Origin of the sequence: Streptomyces toxytricini (assembly GCF_014649915.1) — a bacterium.
GTDB lineage: Bacteria > Actinomycetota > Actinomycetes > Streptomycetales > Streptomycetaceae > Streptomyces > Streptomyces toxytricini.
The window spans coordinates 191993-210673 of the sequence record NZ_BMTY01000014.1; the positions used below are offsets into that span (position 1 = coordinate 191993).

16 protein-coding genes and 3 pseudogenes are annotated in these 18681 nt (G+C 70.3%); 9 read left to right on the plus strand and 10 right to left on the minus strand.

Annotated features, from left to right (window positions below):
- Positions 1-155 precede the first annotated feature (155 nt).
- Both lysA and IE170_RS19605 read right to left on the minus strand, forming a co-directional pair.
- The gene (lysA, locus tag IE170_RS19600) at positions 156-1490 is read right to left on the minus strand and encodes a diaminopimelate decarboxylase (RefSeq protein WP_189810705.1); all 1335 of its coding nucleotides are present in this window, start codon (positions 1488-1490) and stop codon (positions 156-158) included.
- Entirely contained in the window at positions 1487-1882 is a 396-nt protein-coding gene (locus tag IE170_RS19605; protein WP_223856290.1) for an SAV_915 family protein, read from the minus strand. The genes lysA and IE170_RS19605 overlap by 4 nt, the downstream gene beginning before the upstream one ends.
- Positions 1883-2430: 548 nt before the next feature.
- Here IE170_RS19605 and IE170_RS19610 point away from each other — a divergent pair.
- Together IE170_RS19610 and IE170_RS19615 are read left to right on the plus strand one after the other, a co-directional pair.
- The gene (locus IE170_RS19610) at positions 2431-2706 is read left to right on the plus strand and encodes an isoamylase early set domain-containing protein (RefSeq protein WP_189810706.1); all 276 of its coding nucleotides are present in this window, start codon (positions 2431-2433) and stop codon (positions 2704-2706) included.
- A gap of 12 nt (positions 2707-2718) precedes the next feature.
- Positions 2719-3172: pseudogene (locus IE170_RS19615) on the plus strand (transposase); the annotation flags it as partial.
- An 858-nt stretch (positions 3173-4030) separates the two neighbouring features.
- Here IE170_RS19615 and IE170_RS19620 read toward each other — a convergent pair.
- The 3 genes from IE170_RS19620 to IE170_RS32760 form a co-directional block, all read right to left on the minus strand.
- Complete coding sequence (locus IE170_RS19620) at positions 4031-4210, minus strand: hypothetical protein (protein WP_189810707.1); 180 nt, start codon at positions 4208-4210, stop codon at positions 4031-4033.
- Positions 4211-4543: 333 nt separating this feature from the next.
- Positions 4544-5203: an RlpA-like double-psi beta-barrel domain-containing protein gene (locus tag IE170_RS19625; RefSeq protein ID WP_189810708.1), complete on the minus strand. Its 660-nt coding sequence runs from the start codon at positions 5201-5203 to the stop codon at positions 4544-4546.
- A gap of 1180 nt (positions 5204-6383) precedes the next feature.
- Complete coding sequence (locus IE170_RS32760; protein ID WP_223856288.1) at positions 6384-6980, minus strand: hypothetical protein; 597 nt, start codon at positions 6978-6980, stop codon at positions 6384-6386.
- Between IE170_RS32760 and IE170_RS32765 the strand changes: the two genes are divergently transcribed.
- Entirely contained in the window at positions 6979-7365 is a 387-nt protein-coding gene (locus IE170_RS32765) for a transposase (protein ID WP_223856287.1), read from the plus strand. The genes IE170_RS32760 and IE170_RS32765 overlap by 2 nt on opposite strands.
- A 12-nt stretch (positions 7366-7377) precedes the next feature.
- Here the strand turns inward: IE170_RS32765 and IE170_RS19640 are convergent, their stop codons facing one another.
- A complete protein-coding gene (locus IE170_RS19640) occupies positions 7378-7605 on the minus strand; it encodes a hypothetical protein (RefSeq protein WP_189810710.1) in 228 nt (75 codons plus the stop codon).
- A 74-nt stretch (positions 7606-7679) separates the two neighbouring features.
- Between IE170_RS19640 and IE170_RS33215 the strand changes: the two genes are divergently transcribed.
- Positions 7680-7805 (plus strand): hypothetical protein, encoded by a 126-nt coding sequence (locus IE170_RS33215; RefSeq protein WP_263406990.1) that lies wholly within the window; start codon positions 7680-7682, stop codon positions 7803-7805.
- A 99-nt stretch (positions 7806-7904) separates the two neighbouring features.
- Here IE170_RS33215 and IE170_RS32770 read toward each other — a convergent pair.
- Both IE170_RS32770 and IE170_RS33500 read right to left on the minus strand, forming a co-directional pair.
- Positions 7905-8042: pseudogene (locus IE170_RS32770) on the minus strand (four-helix bundle copper-binding protein); the annotation flags it as partial.
- Positions 8043-8109: 67 nt separating this feature from the next.
- Positions 8110-8347: pseudogene (locus IE170_RS33500) on the minus strand (IS5/IS1182 family transposase); the annotation flags it as partial.
- Positions 8348-8529: 182 nt separating this feature from the next.
- Between IE170_RS33500 and IE170_RS19650 the strand changes: the two are divergent.
- The 4 genes from IE170_RS19650 (at position 8530) to IE170_RS19665 (ending at position 11856) form a co-directional block, all read left to right on the plus strand.
- The gene (locus tag IE170_RS19650; protein WP_189810711.1) at positions 8530-9063 is read left to right on the plus strand and encodes a hypothetical protein; all 534 of its coding nucleotides are present in this window, start codon (positions 8530-8532) and stop codon (positions 9061-9063) included.
- A 305-nt stretch (positions 9064-9368) separates the two neighbouring features.
- Positions 9369-9854: an SRPBCC family protein gene (locus IE170_RS19655; protein WP_223856286.1), complete on the plus strand. Its 486-nt coding sequence runs from the start codon at positions 9369-9371 to the stop codon at positions 9852-9854.
- Positions 9851-11026, plus strand: coding sequence for a zinc-dependent alcohol dehydrogenase (locus tag IE170_RS19660; RefSeq protein ID WP_189810712.1), 1176 nt, complete (start codon positions 9851-9853; stop codon positions 11024-11026). Before IE170_RS19655 ends, IE170_RS19660 begins: the two co-directional genes overlap by 4 nt.
- A gap of 155 nt (positions 11027-11181) precedes the next feature.
- The gene (locus IE170_RS19665) at positions 11182-11856 is read left to right on the plus strand and encodes a hemerythrin domain-containing protein (protein ID WP_189810713.1); all 675 of its coding nucleotides are present in this window, start codon (positions 11182-11184) and stop codon (positions 11854-11856) included.
- A gap of 187 nt (positions 11857-12043) precedes the next feature.
- Here IE170_RS19665 and IE170_RS19670 read toward each other — a convergent pair whose 3' ends face one another.
- Positions 12044-12526, minus strand: a complete 483-nt coding sequence (locus IE170_RS19670) for an SPW repeat protein (protein ID WP_189810714.1) — start codon at positions 12524-12526, stop codon at positions 12044-12046.
- Positions 12527-13346: 820 nt separating this feature from the next.
- On the opposite strand from IE170_RS19670, the gene IE170_RS19675 reads away from it, so the two are divergent.
- The gene (locus tag IE170_RS19675; protein ID WP_189810715.1) at positions 13347-14537 is read left to right on the plus strand and encodes a PP2C family protein-serine/threonine phosphatase; all 1191 of its coding nucleotides are present in this window, start codon (positions 13347-13349) and stop codon (positions 14535-14537) included.
- A 604-nt stretch (positions 14538-15141) separates the two neighbouring features.
- Here the strand turns inward: IE170_RS19675 and IE170_RS19680 are convergent.
- A complete protein-coding gene (locus tag IE170_RS19680; protein WP_189810716.1) occupies positions 15142-17820 on the minus strand; it encodes a DEAD/DEAH box helicase in 2679 nt (892 codons plus the stop codon).
- Positions 17821-18681: the final 861 nt, after the last annotated feature.

Consider the following 18681-nt stretch of genomic DNA (forward strand, 5'->3'; position numbering starts at 1 on the left):
GCCGCCCCCCTGACCCGCCGTGAAGAAACGGCCCCTCCGGGGCGGTCCGACAACACGTTCCCGTCGGCCGAGCCTTCCGTACGGCAAACACGAGGTATCCCGCCGGTCCCCTCGCGACGGAGGGAGACCGGCAGGATTCCTCCGCCGACCGGGCGCTACGCTCCGATGTCGCGCCGGCGGAGATCCTCCGGGGTCTCGCGGCGGACGAGGAGCCGGGCAGTGCCCTCGTGGACCGCCACCACCGGCGGGCGGCCCACCATGTTGTATCCGGATGCCATGGAGAGGTGGTACGCGCCGGCCACCGGCATGGCGATCAGGTCTCCGGGCCGGGTGTCCCCGGGCAGTTCCACCCCGGCGGCGAGCAGGTCGCCCGCCTCGCAGTGCCGGCCGACGACCGTGGCCGTACGGGATGCCGCCGTCGGGGAGCGGCCGATCAGCCGGGGCGCGTAGCGGGCCCCGTACAGAGCCGGCCGGGGGTTGTCGCTCATACCGCCGTCGACGGCCACGAACAGGGTGTCACCGGTGAGCTTGACGGCGAGCACCCGGTACAGCGCGACTCCGGCCGGCCCCACCACTGCACGGCCCGGTTCGACGGCGAGTCGTGGTACGGGCATGCAGGCGGCGGCGCAGCTCTCGGCCAGCGTGTTCCGCAGCCTGCGGGCGAGCGCGGTGACGTCGAGGGCGGGTTCCCCCGGCCGGTAGGCGATGCCGTGGCCGCCGCCCAGGTTGAGTTCGGGGAGGATGCGGCCTTGGGAGTCACGGATGCGGGCCATGAGCCCCACCATGCGGCGGAGTGCGGTGAGGTAGGGCTTCACTTCGGTGATCTGGGAGCCGATGTGGCAGTGCAGCCCCGTCAACTCCAGCTGAGGCTGGGCCAGTACGCGGATTACGGCGTACAGGGCGGACCCGTCGGTGAGGGACAGTCCGAACTTCTGCCCGTCCGTACCCGTACGGATCTTGTCATGGCCGCCGGCCGAGACGCCCGGCACCACCCGCACCATCACCCTCTGCCGCCCCTGCGGCCCGACGGCGGCGGCGATGCGGGCGATCTCCGAGGGACTGTCGATGACGATCCGCCCGACGCCGAGTCGCAGGGCGGTGCCCAGGTCGCGGGGCGACTTCGCGTTGCCGTGCAGCACGATCCGCTCAGGCGGGAACCCCGCCATGACGGCCGATTCCAGCTCTCCCGCCGAGCAGACGTCCAAGCCCAGCCCCTCCTCGTGGACCCAGCGGACCATTGCGCGGGACAGGAACGCCTTCGCCGCGTAGAGGACGTCGGCCCCGTGGAAGGTGTCCCGGTAATACCGGCAGCGCTCGCGCACCTCGCCCTCGTCCAGGAGGTAGACGGGCGTGTCGAACCGTTCCGCCACCTCCGCGAGGTCGACCCCGCCGACGGTCAGGCCGCCGCGCGCCACCCGGGATGCCGAGGCCGGCCAGACGGACAGGTCGTCGGTACCGGAGGCCGGTGTGGGTATGACCGCAGTGGTCATCGTGTGATCTCCCTGTCTCGGTCGCCGGGGGTGGCAGCGACGCGCCGGGACGCCGCGACCGGAGCGGGACCGGTCATGGGGGAGCCCGCCATGGGCGGTCCGGCGACCGGGGGAGCGGTGAACGTCGGGTCCACGGTCAGCAGTGCCGCCCCGAGTGGCTCGCCCAGGGCCCGGAGCGCGGGCTCGGAGAGCCGGATCCACGGCTGTTCCGCGCCCAAAGTGGCGGCCAGGCGGGCCGGGTCGGTGAAGCCGACAGCGGTGCGGGCGCCCAGCGGGGTGCGGAAGATGCGCACCACCACCTCCGCCGTTCCCGGCCGGACGGGGACATAGAGGAGCCCGGCCGGGACCCGTTCCTCGGGGTCGGGATCGTCGTCGTACTGGAAGAGACACATGGGCCCTCCTCGCGGAGCCGTGAACGCAAGACGGTGCCCCGCTGCGGGGAGGCAGTCCGGGGCTGCACTCGCAAGCTATCCCCGGCCCAGTGCCCTCGTAGCCGCCCCCTGACGGGATCTTGACGCCGACCGGCGGGGTCCATACGAGTCGCTGACGGCCGGCCGCCGTCACTGCAGAGCGCGAATGGGGCAAGCGGCTTCGTCTCGCGCGCCCAGACCCCGTTCTCGCTACCGCTGGCGATTGCGGCGCCGACACCCTGTTCCGGTTCGCGGACACCTGACCGCGGCACCCGCGGACCACGCACCGTTCTTCCCTCGGTCGGCCCGCACATCGGGCAGGACCGTCCCACCCGTGTCACGGTGGCAGGGCGACGAGAGGTCCACGCACGCAGGGCCCGGCCGGACGAAGAAGCCACCCCGGCCGGGCCCCTGCCACGCACCCCTCCCCGACCCGGTGGCGGCCTCACGTCCCCCGCCCCGCGCCCGCCCGGATGCCGAGCGGGCGACGATCCACGGGCCTGTCCCGACTTCCACGGCTGGAGATCACCGTGCTCGAACGCAAGCAGCTCAAGGGCCGCACCCAGGCCACCTTCGTCCTGCCGGAAGACAGCCCTGCCGGACCGGTGAGCGTGGTCGGGGACTTCAACCACTGGAACCCCGCCGCCCACCCCCTTGAACCCCGCGGTGACGGCACCCGCGCGGCACAGGTCTCCCTGCCCGCGCACAGCAGTCACTCCTTTCGCTACCTCGCCGCTGGCGACTACTGGTTCGACGACGAGAGCGCCGACCACCACGACGGCACCAACGGCCGCATCCACACTTGATCCCGCCCGCGCCTGGCGGATGCGGCCGGACTGCCCCTCCTCGTCGGCGTCTCGGCCGCCACCACCCACGACAGCCAGGCCGTGAAGCCCATGATGCTCGGTCACCGAACGAGACACGACCCCACCGCGGCCGCCACTCAAACCCCAGCCCCTGCACGCCGACAAGGCCTACGGCATGCCTGAACTGCGCAAATCGCCCCGTGGCAAAGGGATCGGCGTCCGCATCGCCCGGAAAGGCATGGAGTCGTCCGAACGATTATGGCGTCGGCGGTGGGGGATCGAGCGGACCATGTCCTGGCTGACCGGCTACCGCCGGCTCAACCACCGCTACGAACGCCGACCCCGCAACCACCCAGCCTTCCTCGACCTCGCCGCCGCCATCTGCTGCTACCAACGGGCCCCTTCGCATCACGAGATGGGACACGGTCCAAGAGGTCCTGACAAAGGCCTCGGACGTGGCGGGTGATGAGGCAGGTGTCACCGAGCACCCCCACGCAACCCCTCGCTCGCTGGTGCGACGGCGTCCGGCGCAGGGACCTGGTCACCGGGCGAACGCCTGGCCCAAGGTCTGGGCCGACCGTCTGCTCCCGGTGCGCCGGCACGGCTGGCTCCAAAGGCACCGGCTGGCCGTGACGGCCGTCAGCAGCTCCGGGCACCGAGGGCGCCGTCAGACACATCGGAAATCAGCTCTCCGTCCGCGTCCGATGTGACCTGTGCAGCCAAGGCCACGTATAGCCAGTGCATGCAGGCGCCGAGCCGTGGCAGGATGTCCTCATGTTGATCCGAAAGGGCGATGCCGCGTAGGCGTCCCAAGGCCGTCCGCGCTCAGCAGTGGCGGCCACGATGGCAGTATCCGGTTTTCAGGGTCCCCGGTGTCTCCGCGCGGACCCGTGCCGCGATCCGCCGGGTCGAAGAGCAGAAGATGTGGCCCAACGCAGTGGCCAAGGCACTCTCGTGTTTCGAGTGGGCTTTCCGTGAGCCTGGGCGCTACCTGGACGCCTCCGCGTTTGAATCGCCCGGGGTGGGAGATGCCCGTGACGACCTGGAGTGGGCGATGCTTTTTCTCCCACCCGGGGCCAAAAGGGACTTGGGGCGTCTGATCACTCGTATCGATGAGGAGTTCGAGCACCGAACCCTGCCGGAACCCCACTACAACGAGTGGGCGGCGACGTGCTGGTGGTGGGCCAGAATGCGCGAACGCTGACAGAGCCTCGAGGTCACCCGCACCTCCTTGCTGTGACGAGGTCACCACCGGGCAGCAGCGGATGGCGAGCAGGTCCTCCGCGGCCGGAGCGCAAGACCCTCCGTTGGGGGGACTCGTGGGTTACGAGGGGGGCGCCGCCCCGTGGTTGCCCACACGGGCGACGCCCCCTCGGCAGTGCGCCGCGCGTGCCGGCGCCAGGTGTTCGTCGCGCATCGTCTCCAGGGCGGCGCGGGTGATTCCGTGGTCGTCGGGGTCGAGGACCTCGACGAAGCGGATGATGCTGCGGTCGATGCCGGGCACCGCTGCGGTGGGGAGTCGCGCCCGTCCCGCAGCGCGGACAGCACCACGCACCCGACCTCGTCCCGCACGAAGGAGGCCGTACACGGGTCGGCAGCCTCTCCGTCCACGGCCGTGACGGGCCTGTCCTCGGCCAGCCGTAGCAGGACGAACGCCGGCTCCGGGTCCGCCTCCGCCCGCCCGGCGGCACCGGTGCCGCCACCCAACTGCAGCGCCGGGAGGTAGCCGAAGCCCCGCTCCTTGTGCTCGGGCGTCAGCGGCGTACGGGTCGGGACCAGGTACGGCATGAACCCCGCGTCGTTTTCGTATGGTCGGCGCGCTGCCCTGAGAACAGAGCTACTTGGCGAAGCGCCAGGTGACGTCGACCTTGCCCTTGTCGAGCGGGGCGAGTGCCTTGAACGCCCCCGGGGTGAGGTCGAGGCCGTGTCGGCCCGCGCCGGGAGCCTCGTCGAGGACCGTCGCCGTGATGGACTTCCCCTTGTAGGTGATGACGACCTTGCGTCCGCAGTTGCTCGACGGGTACCCGGGCCCGAACATGGTGGGATCGAGCGCGACGGCGAAGTCGCTCGCCTTGATGACCTTGCCGCACGCACCCAGGCCGGGGGAGTAGAACGTCGCGGTGCCCTTGTAGGTCTCACCAGGCTTGTCCGGCTGCGGAGAGGCCGTCGCGGTCTTGCCCGGCTTCGGGGGAGGTGTGGTGCTCGTGTCCGGCTGCGGGCTGCCCGACGGAGCCGGCGTCTTGCTCGGCTTCGACGGCGGTGCCGTCGTACCGCCCGCTTGCGGAGCGAGCACAGAGCCGTTCGGCTGCGCCGCCACCGTGGCGTTCGGCTCCGCCGCGACCGTGGCCGCCGGCTTCGCTGCGACCGTCGCGGCCTGGGCCGAGACGGCGGCGTCGGCCGTCTCCGAAGCGGAGGCGGTGGCGACGGTGATCACGGCGCCGGAACCGGTGGCGAGCACGGCAACCGCGACGGCGGCCGTGGCGATTCTTGCCTTCATCGTTCTCTCTCTCTGAAATGTCGCGTTCCAAGGCTGGTTACGCGGGAGGTCACTGACGGTGCGCCACATGCACGGTCGCGTGCGTACAACGTTTGCCCCCGGTCGGTGAAACCGCCGGGTGTGCACAGCTGACCCGCAAGCACGAACGTCACAAAGGGGCCGCTCACGTCCGGTGGGCCGGACCGTTCGCACACCGGTCCAGGGGTCGCCTGCGGGCCCGACGACGGGCGCTACGTACGGCAGGTCGGCTCTGCTGTCAGCCCGGCGCCCTCACTGCGGCAAGACACGCCACCCAGGACGGTCGAAGGCACCCGCTGCGATCCGATGGGCCGCGAACGTGCAACCTGGCAGGCCTGCCCGGCCCACCGGGAGGACCGCGGTGCCCAGTGGCGCTTTGCCCGGTGGTACTTGCGCATGTGGTGGCGTGCCGGGACGTCCGTCGTCCTGGGAGAGGGCGACAGGTGGGCAAGCTGCGGTAGGACACTCCGCCCTGGTACCGGTGGCCCGCCGTGGCCGGGGCGTCCGAGTCGAGGGGGCGTGCCCGTGTCGGACCGTGCCTTCCGGCTGTAGCCGACGTTTCTGGACGTGCCCCATGGGGTCGTCACCTCCGGCACCCCTTGCCGGTACGGGCTGTTCCAGCGACACTCCGCCGTGTGGACGTGCCCGTCGGTGTCCGAGCAGAGGCACAGCCGGGTCGCCTCGTTCTCAACGGAGTCCGAACGGCCGACGGCTGGCTCGGCTGCCTGAACCGAAGGCGCCGGCGCGATGGTCACGCATATCGCGGTCAGGGCCGCCGCGATACCGCTTCGGATTCTCATCAGGGGTCTCTCTCTCGCCCGGCGCTGCCGGAACCGTGCTGTGCGTGTGCCTCCAGCCAATCGTCGGCAGAGCGGGCACACCATGCAGTTCCACCCGCAGAACTCGGACCGCACTACTCTTGCGGGTTCCACCGAGCCGTCCTCCGGCCTCGTGGGCACCGATCGCCAGGATGGAGACGGCCGCTGACCCGCGGACAGTCCTCCAGGGCAATACGGCGGTCCGCCCCCAGGGGCGGGCCGGATTCGGGGTCAGGGCTGGCCCCTAAGCGGCGAGGCTGGCCCAGTCTCAAAACCCCTGCTCAGGAGGCTTGCCCACAGCCGAGAAGGTGGGGTACCGATCGCCGATCGCTCGGTGCGCGGGATCAGACGTCGCTGCGGCCGGGCACGGCTGCGTACTCCAGCCACTCGTCCACCAGGTCGCGGATTTCGTCCAGGGCGGGATCGCGGCGCCCACCGGGCGCGTATGCCGGGGACCTGTACGCGTGCAGCGCCACGTGCGCGCAGTACCAGGCCCGTTTGTCGCCAGCCCGTTCGGCGTCCGTGCCCGTCAGTAGGTAGTGGAGCAGTGTCGCCAAGACCCGGCGGCGTGCGAACGCGTAGACCACCGGCCCGACAAACCAGCGGCAGCAGCTCGGGGCGGGGTCGTGGACGGCCGCGGCCATCAGCGGAGCGAAGAACTCTTCGGGCAGGCTCCCGCGTTCGAGCAGTGGCTTGCGCGCTGCATGCGCCGGGTGGCACGCGCGCGGGCTGGCCGGCGCTGGAACATCGAGGCCGATGCCGAGCGTCTGCAGCAGCTTTTCCGCCGGGAGGCGCCCCACCAGGTCCCGCTGGTCGAAGAAGCGATGGGTAAGCAGGCCGCGGCCCTGCTGCTGCAGTTGGACGCCGCCTGCGAAGCAGTCGCCGACCTTGGCCAGGCTACTGAGGTAGCCTTTCGATCCCATCCCGGGCGCCCCGATCATGCTGAGCTTTCCCGGCATCGGTGCCCAAACCGGCGCACGGATCCTGGCGGAGACCGGGGAAGACCGCACGCGGTTCGCCACCGCCGGAGGGCTGAAGGCGTACGCGGGCGCGGCCTCCATCACCCGGGCGTCGGGCAAGCGCCGCTACGTCGGACGCCGGTTCGTCAAAAACAACCGGCTCAACCACGTCGGCCATCTCTGGGCCTTCGCCTCCCTCAGCGGTTCGTCCGGCGCGGACGCTCGCTACCGGCGCCGACGGACCACTGGGGGCTGGCGCATGCAGGCTCTGCGGCGCTTGTTCAACCGCATGCTCGGCCAGCTCCGCCACTGTCTGCTCGATCGCTGTGACTTCGATGAGCCGACGGCCTTCCCAGTGGCCGGCTGATCCCGCTGGGGCTCACTCCGGGACGATCAGACCAGCTTCCCTGAGCCGGGGAAGACAGACCGCCAGGCAGTCTTCCATCGACTTCGCGTCGGTGCGGACAAGCAAACCCTGCCGAAACGGCGCCCCGCTGGCCACGAACGTCCAGGGCTTGGTGCCGTCGCGCATGCGCTCGGCATCTGCTTTGAAGGTGACCGTGACACCCTGCTCGGCCAGCGTTTCCATGATCCGTGCGATGTCCATTGCCCCCCGATTCCGATCAACGAGGAGCCACGCTACATGAGGCCACGACTGCCTCCCCTTGACAGGCCAACTGCATGAGGTGTCTTTGTCTGTGCCGTATTGGTACGCCCCTGATTCCCGCCGAGGACCTCGCCGACGACATCACCACCGCCCAGAAGGCGGAGATCACCCAGATGAAGAAGATGCTCGGCGCGAACTGACCCGGGCACGGGCGGGCGGCCCGTGCTGCCGGGCGCGACCGCGCCGAGGGGCGTCATCTTGCGTTCGCAACGAGTGCGCCCGCCTCCCACGCGGACACTCCCGAGCGCCTTGCAGGCCACGGTGCACGCCTGGAGGATCGCGCGGGTGATGCTGGCGTCGTAGCCGCTGTGGCGGGAGAGGACCGCGGCGGTGGCGGTGCAGATGTCGGCGCGGTCCATGTCGGTGCGGGTGCATTGCCTTGATGCCGAGGACGGATTTCGCGTCCCTGGCCCACTGCGCGACCGGCTCGTCGAGGCGATCCCCCCAACGATGACGTCCCAGTCGCTGTGATGTTCGGTCCCCGGACGGGCGATCCGGGGCGTGATGCCCCGCCCGCGGAGCCACCGCCGCAGGTGAGGGTAGTCGTAGCCTTCGTCTCCGTGGGGGCTTGTCGGGCCGCCTGCGGGACCGCGGCGGCTGCGGATCGGCGGTATCGGCGCGACGGGACGGCGACCGCGACCGGCAGACCAGACCGGTCGGTGACGGGGTGGATCTGCTGACCGCCTCAGCCTCACACCGCGGCTTGGGGGCGGGCATCCGTAAGGCCCCAGGCGGTGACTCCCAGCCCGGAGGACCGCCGCATGCGGCTCAGGACCGCCCCCCCACACCGGGTAGTGCCACCGGTCCGCGGGTGTGGGCGGAAGGCCTCTGGGTCAGCGGCCTGGAAGCGGGTACCCGCTGGGCATGATGAAACGTGCGCTGTGGCAGGGACTGATCGCCGGCACCGCAGGCGGCATCGTGATGACGTTCGGCGAGAAGATCGAACAGGCCCTCACTCGACGGCCCGACTCGCACGTGCCGGCGCGGGTCCTCCAACGCTTGACCGGCATGGCCGAACAGCCGGGCCGGCAGCCGCTGCCGGTGAACTGGGGCATGCACTTCGGCCAGGCAGCCCTTATCGGGGTGCTGCGGTCGGTGATGGCCCACGCCGGACTTCGCGGCCCGCTGGCCTCGGCGCAGTTCGCCGTCGTGCGCCTCACCAACGATCAGATCCTGGAGAACGCCACCGGAGTGGGTGCCCCGCCGTCCACCTGGCCCCGCCAGGAGCTCGTCATCGACGTTCTCCACAAGACGGTTTACGCCTTCACCGCGGGCGCCGTCGCCGATGCGCTCGCCGCAGGCGGCGGCCCCGGACCCGGACGTCGCCACGCCGCCCTCCGCCGTGGACGTCAGGCCGACGTAGGCCCCCTGCCCCGCGGCCGGGCATACGGCCGGTAGTTCCCCCCACTGGCTGCTCAACGCACGACGACGCGCCCGACGGGCCCTCTCGCAGGGGGCCGCTTCGGGTCGAGCCTCCGAGCCGGCGAAGACACGACCCGTCGGTCGGCTCCGCGCACAGCCTTGGAAGTCAGCACGTCCGCGAGTCCCCGGCAGTCTCTGGTCTTCACGCCTTCGGGGAAACGCCGCCAGCAGGGGCTGTGCGTGCAGGTAAGGCGCCGAGGCGCTTCGCCGCCTCAGGACTCTGCCCCGGCGGTCGTTTGCAGCCCCTTCCCCGGGGCAGCCGCAGGGCGAGACCACTTGCCATGGAGGCAGAAGTGAAGTGGTCGTACCGCGCCGTCATGCTCGCCACCGTCCTGACCGCCGCCGCGCGATTGGGCTGGGTCCGCGCGCGCCGACGCCGGGCCGCGCAGGAAGCGGACCGCTGGCTCGTCGTCACGGTCAACCGCGCCCCCACCGACGTGGGCATACAGGGCGCTCCTCCGAAGCCGCTGGACCGGTTCGGCGACGAGCTCGAGGTACGCGTCCGCCCGGCGCCGGGCGACCACGGCACGGAGCTCGCGGCGCGGATACGCCGCCCCGTTCCGCCGAAGGCCGCCTCGTGGCCCGCGCGGCTCGCCGGCCGTGACCCCCGGCAGGAGGTCCGCACCGCCCTGCGCGAGGCCAAGGCACTCCTGGAGACGGGAGAGGTCATGCTGCCGGACTACCCGCCCACTGCGACCGGTGGTACGCCCGCAGGCAAGCTCGTCGGCTGGATCAGCCGCCGCTCAGGCGGGGAGGGAGTGCTGTGAAGGCGTTGTGCTGGGAAGGCGTCAACAAGCTGTCCGTCGAACAGGTGCCCGATCCGCAGCTCCGCAACGACCAGGACATGATCGTACGGCTCCTCGCCGGCACCACCTGTGGGTCGGACCTCCACTTGATCAGCGGCTACGTGCCGGCCATGCAGGCGGGTGACGTCATCGGGCACGAGTTCATCGGCGAGGTCGTAGAGACCGGCGCCGACGTCCGGCGCCACCGGGTCGGCGACCGGGTGGTCGTCTGCTCGTTCGTCGGCTGCGGCCGGTGCTGGTACTGCGCCCACGACCTGTGGTCACTGTGCGACAACACCAACACCAACCCCGGAATAGGACAGGCTCTTTTCGGCTACGAATCGGCCGGCATCTTCGGCTACTCCCACGCCATGGGAGGGCTACGGGGAAGCCACGCCGAGTATGTGCGCGTCCCCTTCGCCGACTACGGCGCCTTCGCCGTTCCCGAGGGCATTGACGACACCAGCGCCCTGTTCGTCTCCGACTCCGTGCCGACCGGCTGGATGGGCGCCGACCTCGGGGGTGTCACGCCGGGCGACACCGTCGCCGTATGGGGCTGCGGTGCCGTCGGCCAAATGGCCGCGCGGGCGGCGTTCCTCCTCGGAGCCGAACGCGTCATCTCCATCGACCGCATCCCCGAACGGCTGGCCATGACCCAGCGGTTCGCCGGATCCGAAACCCTCGACTACACATCCACCGATGTCGCCGCTGAACTGCGCGAGCGCACAGGAGGCCGCGGACCGGACGTCTGCATCGAGGTAGTGGGCATGGAAGCCCACAGCGACGGCCCGATGCACCTCTACGACCAGGCCAAACAGCGGCTGCGCCTGCAGACCGACCGGCCCACGGCCGTACGGCAGGCCATCCACGCCTGCCGCAAGGCCGGCACGGTGTTCGTCCTTGGTGTCTTCACCGGGGCCGTGGACAAGTTCCCCCTCGGCGCCGTCGTCAACAAGGGCCTGACTCTGCGCGGCGCACAGATGCATGGCCAGCGCTACATCCCCATGCTCCTGGAACGCCTGGCCGCGGGAGAACTCCGGACCTCCCACCTGGCCACTCACTCCTTCCCCCTGGAGCGGGCGCCGGAGGCCTACGACATGTTCAAGCACAAGACGGACGGCTGCGTACGCGCCGTCATCCGCCCGGGGACGTAACCGTCGCCCCCTACCCGCCCCCGCGGAAGGAGAGAGCCCGCGCCTACCCGATCGCCGGCGGCGTGACGACTCCGCTGCCGGCGTCGGCATGATCAACCGCCGCGTCCTGCTCGGCCGCCCAGGCCGGCACTGCGTCTCTGAAGAAGGACCGTCCCATGTCCCTGTCCATTGCACGGCAAAGCGTCGAGGAGCTCGGCGGACGGTCCAGCGTCCTGGCCCGTCAGCGCCGCGACCACGCGGAACTCGACCGGCTCATGCACCTCTACGAAGCGAAAGACCTGCCCCTGCCGGAGCGGCAGGAGTTGCTCCAGGACATCGTCCAGCTCACCTTCAGCCACGCCTTCGCCGAAGAGACCGTCCTGTGGCCAGCCCTGCGGCGGCTCGCTCCCGACGGCGAGGAGCTGACCTCGCGGGTGGAAGAGGAACACCAGCAGATCAACGACCTCGTCGCCGCGATCGACTCGACCCACCCGGGCGGCACCCGGCACGACCAGCTCGTCGCGGCGGCCTTCGCCCTGATCCGCCAGGACATCCGGGACGAGGAAGACGAGCTGCTGCCACGCCTCCAGGAGGCGGTCGGGCACGATGCCGCGCGGTTGCGACGCCTGGGTGCGGCATGGGACACCGTACGGCGCACCGCACCCACACGCCCCCACCCGGCCGTTCCGCGCCGCCCACCGGGCAACGCGCTGGCAGCCGTCCCCCTGAGCCCGTTCGACCGTGCCCGCGATCTGCTGAGTCACACCCCCGGGCGGCGGCGGGCAGTCATCGCCGCACTGGCGGCGGCCGCCGTATGCCTGACCGCAGCGGCCTTCCGCCGCAAGCGCTGACCCCGCCGGGACACGCACGCCAGTAGGCCGAGGGGACAGTGACCCTGCCCGGCGCCACCGCACGCCTCCTTGACCCGCCCGAGGTCCCGGCGGCTCGCCCACTACGTCGGTGCGCGGTGCGCAGGGTGGCCGCGACGCCCCCGAGCGCCGCCAGTGGACCCTGGCGGCGCCATTTCCGGTTCAGCAGTCAGGGGCGTGTGCCGGGCATCATGCGGTGGTCAGGCGAGGCGGCGCGGCTGCCGTGGTGGGCGCGGTCGCGGGCGCCTGACGCGGCAGCGAGGGCGAGGACGGTGGCGACGGCGCCGGTGATGAGGTTGCTGGTGATGGAACGTGTGTGGGCGACGTCCCCGGCCACGACCCAGGGGGCGATGCAGGTCCAGATGCCGATGACAGCGGCAGCCCAGGCCATCGAGTGGGTGCGTTCGTAGGAGTTGCCGAGTCCGCCCAGCAGGAGCATGTAGGCGATGCCGGCGATCAGGTTGGTGACGGCTAGGGTGGTGAACCCGTTGAAGCCGACGATCCAGGGGGATGCGGCGAGGTACACGCCGGTGATGAGCGCGCAGGCTTCAACGGCCTGGGCCCTTGGCGTCGCTGCCGCACGGTCGTGACGCGCACGCAGTTCCACGAGGTCGGGGTGCTCCTCTATAGGGGCGCGGTGCATCGACGCCATGGTGACCTCCAGAGAAAGAAGTGATTTACCACGCACTTACCCTCAAACCGAGCATTAATCGCTAAATCCGTATTTCACTCAATATCGGGTCGGCCGACCACGCGTGTCGCGGGCCCGCAGCCGTCGGCGACACCGAGGGCCTGCGCGCTGGAGGATCGGGCTGCTGATGCAGCCACCCCGGCCGAAGCCGCGGACGTTGCTGCGGAGATCGGTCCCCATCCTCGACGTTGCAGCGGCAGAGGTCGGCATCCCGTTCGGTGAGGCCCGGTGATGGCCCCGGGGAGGGGGGCGGCGTCCATCCGCGCTGCAAACGTCGTCCACGTTCGAGACCTGCGCCCCTGGCGGGGGTGGCTGCTCCGGCCGTAAGCGGGAGCTTTCGAGAGACGACCATCACTAGGTGCTCGTACTGTTGCGGGCCCCGGCGTCCCGCCGGGTCGTAGGTACCAGCGTCCACGGCGCCGCGGGGGCCGGTGCCGAGGCCGCGGCTCCTCGTGCTGCCGTCGCCGTGCAGCGGTCGCCTGACGGCCGCCGCCGGCCCCCGCCCACCCTGCCGGGCCGGGGTGGCGCCGTATGCGAGCGCTGGTCGAGCTCGTCGGCGGGGCTCGCGAGGAGCTGGCGAGCCCGTCCGTCGACTGCGACCCGGAGCTGTTTCCCAGCTTCGACAGCGAGAACGACCAGCGTCCTGCCCGCCCGCCTGCTCGCCGCAGTCGGCGCACTCGGGCTGGACATCGTGCCCGACCCCTATCCGCCCGAACCGGCGACAACCGCTGTTTACCCATAAAGACGGGAAGGAGAGCTTGCAGACCCCTAGGAGGCTGATGTGGCGGATGATCGGATCGGGCTGGCCGAGGTGCTCGCGGCGGCAGAGGCCGCAGCGCCGGTGAACTCCCTCGACGTCGTAGCGTCCAATCTGCGCGACAGGTTCGGCGCCCAGTACGTGTCGTTCCTGTTCGTCGATGTCGTCGGCCGGCGCCTGCTGCGGGTCCACGACACGGCGGGCCCGCAGCGGGAGGACCGTGCCGCGCAGGTACCGCTCGCCGGGAGCAGCGTCTACGACGAGGTCCTGCGAAACCAGCGACTGCTCCTGGCAGCGGACGGCGGGCAAGGCCGGCGCGTCCTGGCCCCGGTCACCAACCGCGGGGACACGATCGGTGTCCTGGAACTCTTCCTCACCGACGTCACCCGGGGCGTGCTGGAGCAGGTCCAAGAGGCCGCGCACGCGCTGGCGTACATCATCGTCACGGACCGCCGCTTCACCGATCTCTACCACTGGGGCAACCGCACCACGACGGTCAGCCTGTCCGCGGAGATCCAGCGCCAGCTCCTGCCGTCCGCCTCGGCCTGCGAAGCGCCCCAGTTCACGCTCGCCGGCGCACTGGTGCCCGCCTCCGACATCGCCGGCGACACATACGACTACAGCCTCGACCAGAACACCCTGCACCTGTCGATCACCGACGCCATGGGCCACGACGTCAGCGCCTCCCTCATGGCCACCCTCCTGGTCAATGCCTCCCGCGGCGCCCGCCGCGCCGGCGAAGACCTCGCCGAACAAGCCCGCCAGCTCCACCAGGCCCTCATCGACCACGGCGAGCACAGCATCGCCACCGGACAGCTCCTGCGCATCGCCCTGGACGGCACGAGCGCCCAGCTCGTCAACGCCGGCCACCCCTGGCCCCTGCGGCTGCGCGACGGCGCGGTCACCGAACTCGCTCTGGCCGTGAACATGCCCTTCGGCGTCGAGCTGCAGGGCGCCTACCAGGTACAGGGCCTCGACCTGCGTCCCGGTGACCGGCTGCTCCTCCACACCGACGGCATGCAGGAACGCGACGCCGAAACCGTCGACCTTGCCGGTCTGCTACGCAAGACCGCCGACGACCACCCCCGCGAGGTCGTACGCACGCTTGTCGGTGCGGTCTCCGACGCCTACGAAGGCCGCCCGCCCAAGGACGACGCCACCGTCCTGTGCCTGGACTGGCACGGCCCCCAGGCCACCCACCCCATGGCCAGCTGACCAGAGGCGGACACCGACCCGCAGCCGCCCGCCCCGCTGACCCGAGTGCCTGCCCCTCTGCCAGCCCTGGGCAATGCCACTGAACGCTGGACGTCGGGTCCCGCGACAGTGCACCAGGTCACTGTCGAAGGTGAGCAGACCCAGGACGTTGCTCCCGCGGACACCGCGCAGCCTCTTGCTTGGCAGCCTTCCGCCCCACTGCCACCTTTCATAGTGCAGTTGCGGATCCTCCGTGACCCCTACCTCATCTGCGAACAACTTGTGCACAAAGCCCCCTGTTACAGACGGACTCGGAAGTTGCGCCGTCACACCCAGCATCATGCCGCAGGCCGCTGACACACCCCGCACCTCGGCATGTGCTGCTTCGTCCAGAGGCTGTTAGCTAGACCGACACCTGTGGCCGGGCCAGCAGTTTCCGCTGGTCAAGCACCGACGTCAGCGCGGCGGCGAGACGCGGGACGATCAGCGCGGCTGCCTCTGTGTTGCAGCCCGTTGCACCACGATCCAATACAGGGAGGCAGGAGGAAGGCCCCGGGGGCCGTCACGAGGTCCCGGGGCCTCCACTTCGCTGACCTCCCCGCTCAACGACGAGCCGGGCAGCCTGTCATGTCCAGTGGATGCCGAGCTCCCGCAGCGCGTCCAGCTGGTCTTGGGTGAGTTTGTGGTGTCGGGTTTTGGTGTTGGAGATCCATACGCCGAGCTTCACGGTCACCGGCTCTGCTTCGCCGTCGACGGTGATCTCCTCGCTGTGGGCGCGGGGGACGTGCCGGTGGGCGCCTTCGCGCTCCACCCACTGCGTGAGGGCTGTCAGGCCGCGCTGGAATGCCTGCTGTGTCTTGCTCGGTCCCTTGGCTCCGTGGCGGGGGGTAGGGGCGGGAGCAGGCGCCTTGTCGGGTTGTACGCCGATCGTGGTCAGCCGTTTCTGCTGTTCGGGCAGCAGCCGCGCCCAGGTGGCGGGCTGTTTCTGCTGTTGGAGCCATTTGCCGATGTCGTCGCCGTCGAAGGTGACGCCGGGTGCGATGTCGGGCAGCTGCCCGCCCGACTCGTCGGCGGCGAGGTCGGCGAGGATCCGGTAGTGCCGTTGCCAGTGGAGCGGCCAGGGGCAGTTCCAGTCCTCGTCGATCGAGGTGAGCTGCGCTGCGCGTTTCGCGGCGCGGTCTGGGTCTTTGCCCAGGCCGTTCTTTGCGCCTTTGCGGCGGAGGTTGGCCATGTGCTGTCCGATGGGGACCATCTCGTCGTCTTCGCCCCACATGGCGTCCTGTCGGGGTGCGAGGTGTCCGGTGGCCTTCCGGTAGGTCCGGAGTGCGGCGAGCTTGGCCTCCCAGGCTTCCTCTCCGGGCTCCCAGACCATCCCTGCCTCTGGTGCGTCCAGGAGGACCTTGCGCCGGTCCTCGAGCTCTCCGGCGCGCAGGGCCTTGCGTTGTTGGTGGACCCACCGCCCGAGCGGGAACGCCTTGGTGATGCCGACCTCGACCTCTACGTCGTACGGGACGGCGTAGAGGCCGGTGATCCCGTTCTCGGCCCGCCACCGGATCAGGGCCTGGTAGCCCTCCAGCCATACCAGGGATTCGGGCCGGTAGACCCGGGTGCGCAGGAACGCGGCGATGGTGGCTGCGTCCCGGGGTGAGGAGAAGTGCAGCAGGGGTGAATCGGCCGCGGCGTCGGCGTCGGCGTCGTCCTCCTTGTCCTCGCCCTTGCCCTCGCCTCCGGTGCCGACGATCTGGCCGTCCTTGTCGCGGCGCAGGTGGGTCTTGCGCTTTCCGCTGGTGAGGGCGCGGGAGGCGAGCTGCTCGACCAGGCGGTCGTCATGGCTGCGCAGGCCCTGGAGGACCGCTACGAGCGGCTTGAAGCTGGCGGAGGCCACCATGTCGGTCGGATCCTCGCCGGGCTCCAGGAAGACGGGCACGATGATCCGCGCGACCTTGGTGGAGCCGTCCTTGTTGAGGCGGAGTGCGCGGCCGATGTTTTGGACGATTTCGACTTGGGAGCCGCGGGTGTCGGCGAAGCAGATCGCCTCCACGCCCCGCTCGCCCGTGATGTCGACGCCCTCGCCGAGGACGCGTACGGAGGCGAGGAACGCGCGGTGTACGCGCCGGTTGTTGGCGTCGATGCCGCCTGCGAACTGCCGGAGGGCTTCACGGCGCTCGGTGACGAGGTGGTCCCCGCATAGCCACGCGGACCAGACCCGGTCGGGCGGGACGTGGCGGCCGGCCTCCAGCTCGTAGAAGTCGGCGTCGATTGAGGACTTCGGCAGCTTGGCCGCGGCGGCTAGGTCGGCGTCGGAGGCATTGGTGGCGTAGAGCTCGGCGGCGGTCTGGGGCATCTTCTCCGCGAACGCGGCCGCTTCCTCGACCTTCTGGTGGAAGGTCATGACGGTGCGCAGGTTGTACGCCGCCGCGTGCTCTAGGAGTGCGGTCTGCAGGAGCGCCAGGCGCCGGCCCCGCTGCGCCTCCTCGGACTCGCCCAGGACGGGGGAGGGGTCGCGGATCTCCAGCACGTCGATCTCGAATCCGGCGAGGATGCCCCGCTCGATCGCTTCTGAGAGCCCCAGCTCGGCGATCCACGGGCCGTAGGTGCCGTCCGGGTCGTCGGCCATGCTCGCGATCTGCAGCTTCTCGTCCGCGGCGCCCTTCTGCGGCCGGGCCGCGGCGAGGATGCGCGGGGTTGCGGTGAGGTAGAGCCGGAAGTCCGCCGGGATGCGTGCGTTGTCGTGGATCGAGGCCCAGGGGCGTCCGAGGTCGCCGGCGGTGCCGTGGGCCTCGTCGACGATCGCGAGGTCGAAGCCCGCCATCTGCTGGCCGTAGAGGCGCTCCCCGCCCGCCAGGGCGGCTTCCAGGGGCCCACGGACCTTCCGCTGGCCCTCGGGTGCGTCGATGTCCTCGCGGTCCACCAGGGAGGCGTACGTGGCGAGGACGACCACGGGCCCGTGACCGGCCCACAGCGCCAGCTGGATCGGGTTGGTGGTGGTGCGCACCCCGAGCTCGTTCAGAACCGGGTCGTTCTCCAGCGAGCACACCGCGATCATCGGCGCCCGGTGCCCTACCTGGCGCCACGCCTGGGCGGTCTGGGCGAGCAGGTCCAGAGTGGGGACGGTGACGAGGATCCGCCCGCCCGGGAAACACTCCAGCGCGCACGCGGCGGCCGTGATCGTCTTCCCCGATCCGGTTGCGGACACGATCGTGCCCCGGGCTCCCACAGGGGACACTGATGACCTTGCAGGAAATCCCACCCATTTCCGAAACGCCGACTTCTGGTCGACTTGGTGCTCACGGAGCTGGATCATCGAGATTCAAACCTCACATGCATCTCTTGACAGACTCGCAAATCTAGGGCTTAGGTCACGGTTTCATGCAGGGCGTCAAAATCCGTGGTGACACGGTAGTTGACTTATATGAGGTGGTCACGGAGGTACCGGCACGAGAGAATGGGAGGTATGGATGAAGGCTTCTGCGAAGTGATGCTCCTGCCCAGCTCCCAGTGTGACCACTGCCGCACAGCACGATCGGAGCTTCCCCGGAGGGTGTATGTCACCAAAGGCGGGAGCGTCTACCACAGGACGCCTAGCTGTGAAGGAATCAAAGATGGGCAGCGCTACGCTCGTTGGAGAGGAGACGAGACCCATGATGTTCAGTCCGTCCCACGCAGCGAAGTGCAGGCCCAGCGAGGACCCTGCGAAATCTGTCGTCCCGATCTGATTCATAGACGACCCTAGCTACCCTTTATTTCCACCAATGGTACATGCTGCATCAGTGATGCACACACTCCACCGACACGATTGAACCCCCACCCCTCGCAGCCAGCACGGACCGCACCAGCGGGCCCTCGACGATCCTGGAGACGCAGCCGGAAGGACCGTCAGGCGGGGGAGCGCAGCGGACCCGCCTCCCCAGGGTGGCGCTAGCCACCCTGACTCTCAACCACATCAGGCTGAAAACATTGCAATTCGCAACCCCCCCGGGGCGTCCGCGAAGCGGACGCCCCCCGGCCTGCGCAGCCGGCCGGCTCCCTAGGCTCCCGGAGCGCAGCGAAGGGAGCCGGCCACGGCGAAGCCGTGGCCGCGGTGAGCGCAGCGAACCGCCACACCCCCGCGAAGCGGGGGTGTGCGCTTGCCCATCGCGCAGCGATGGGGTACCCGCTCCGCGGG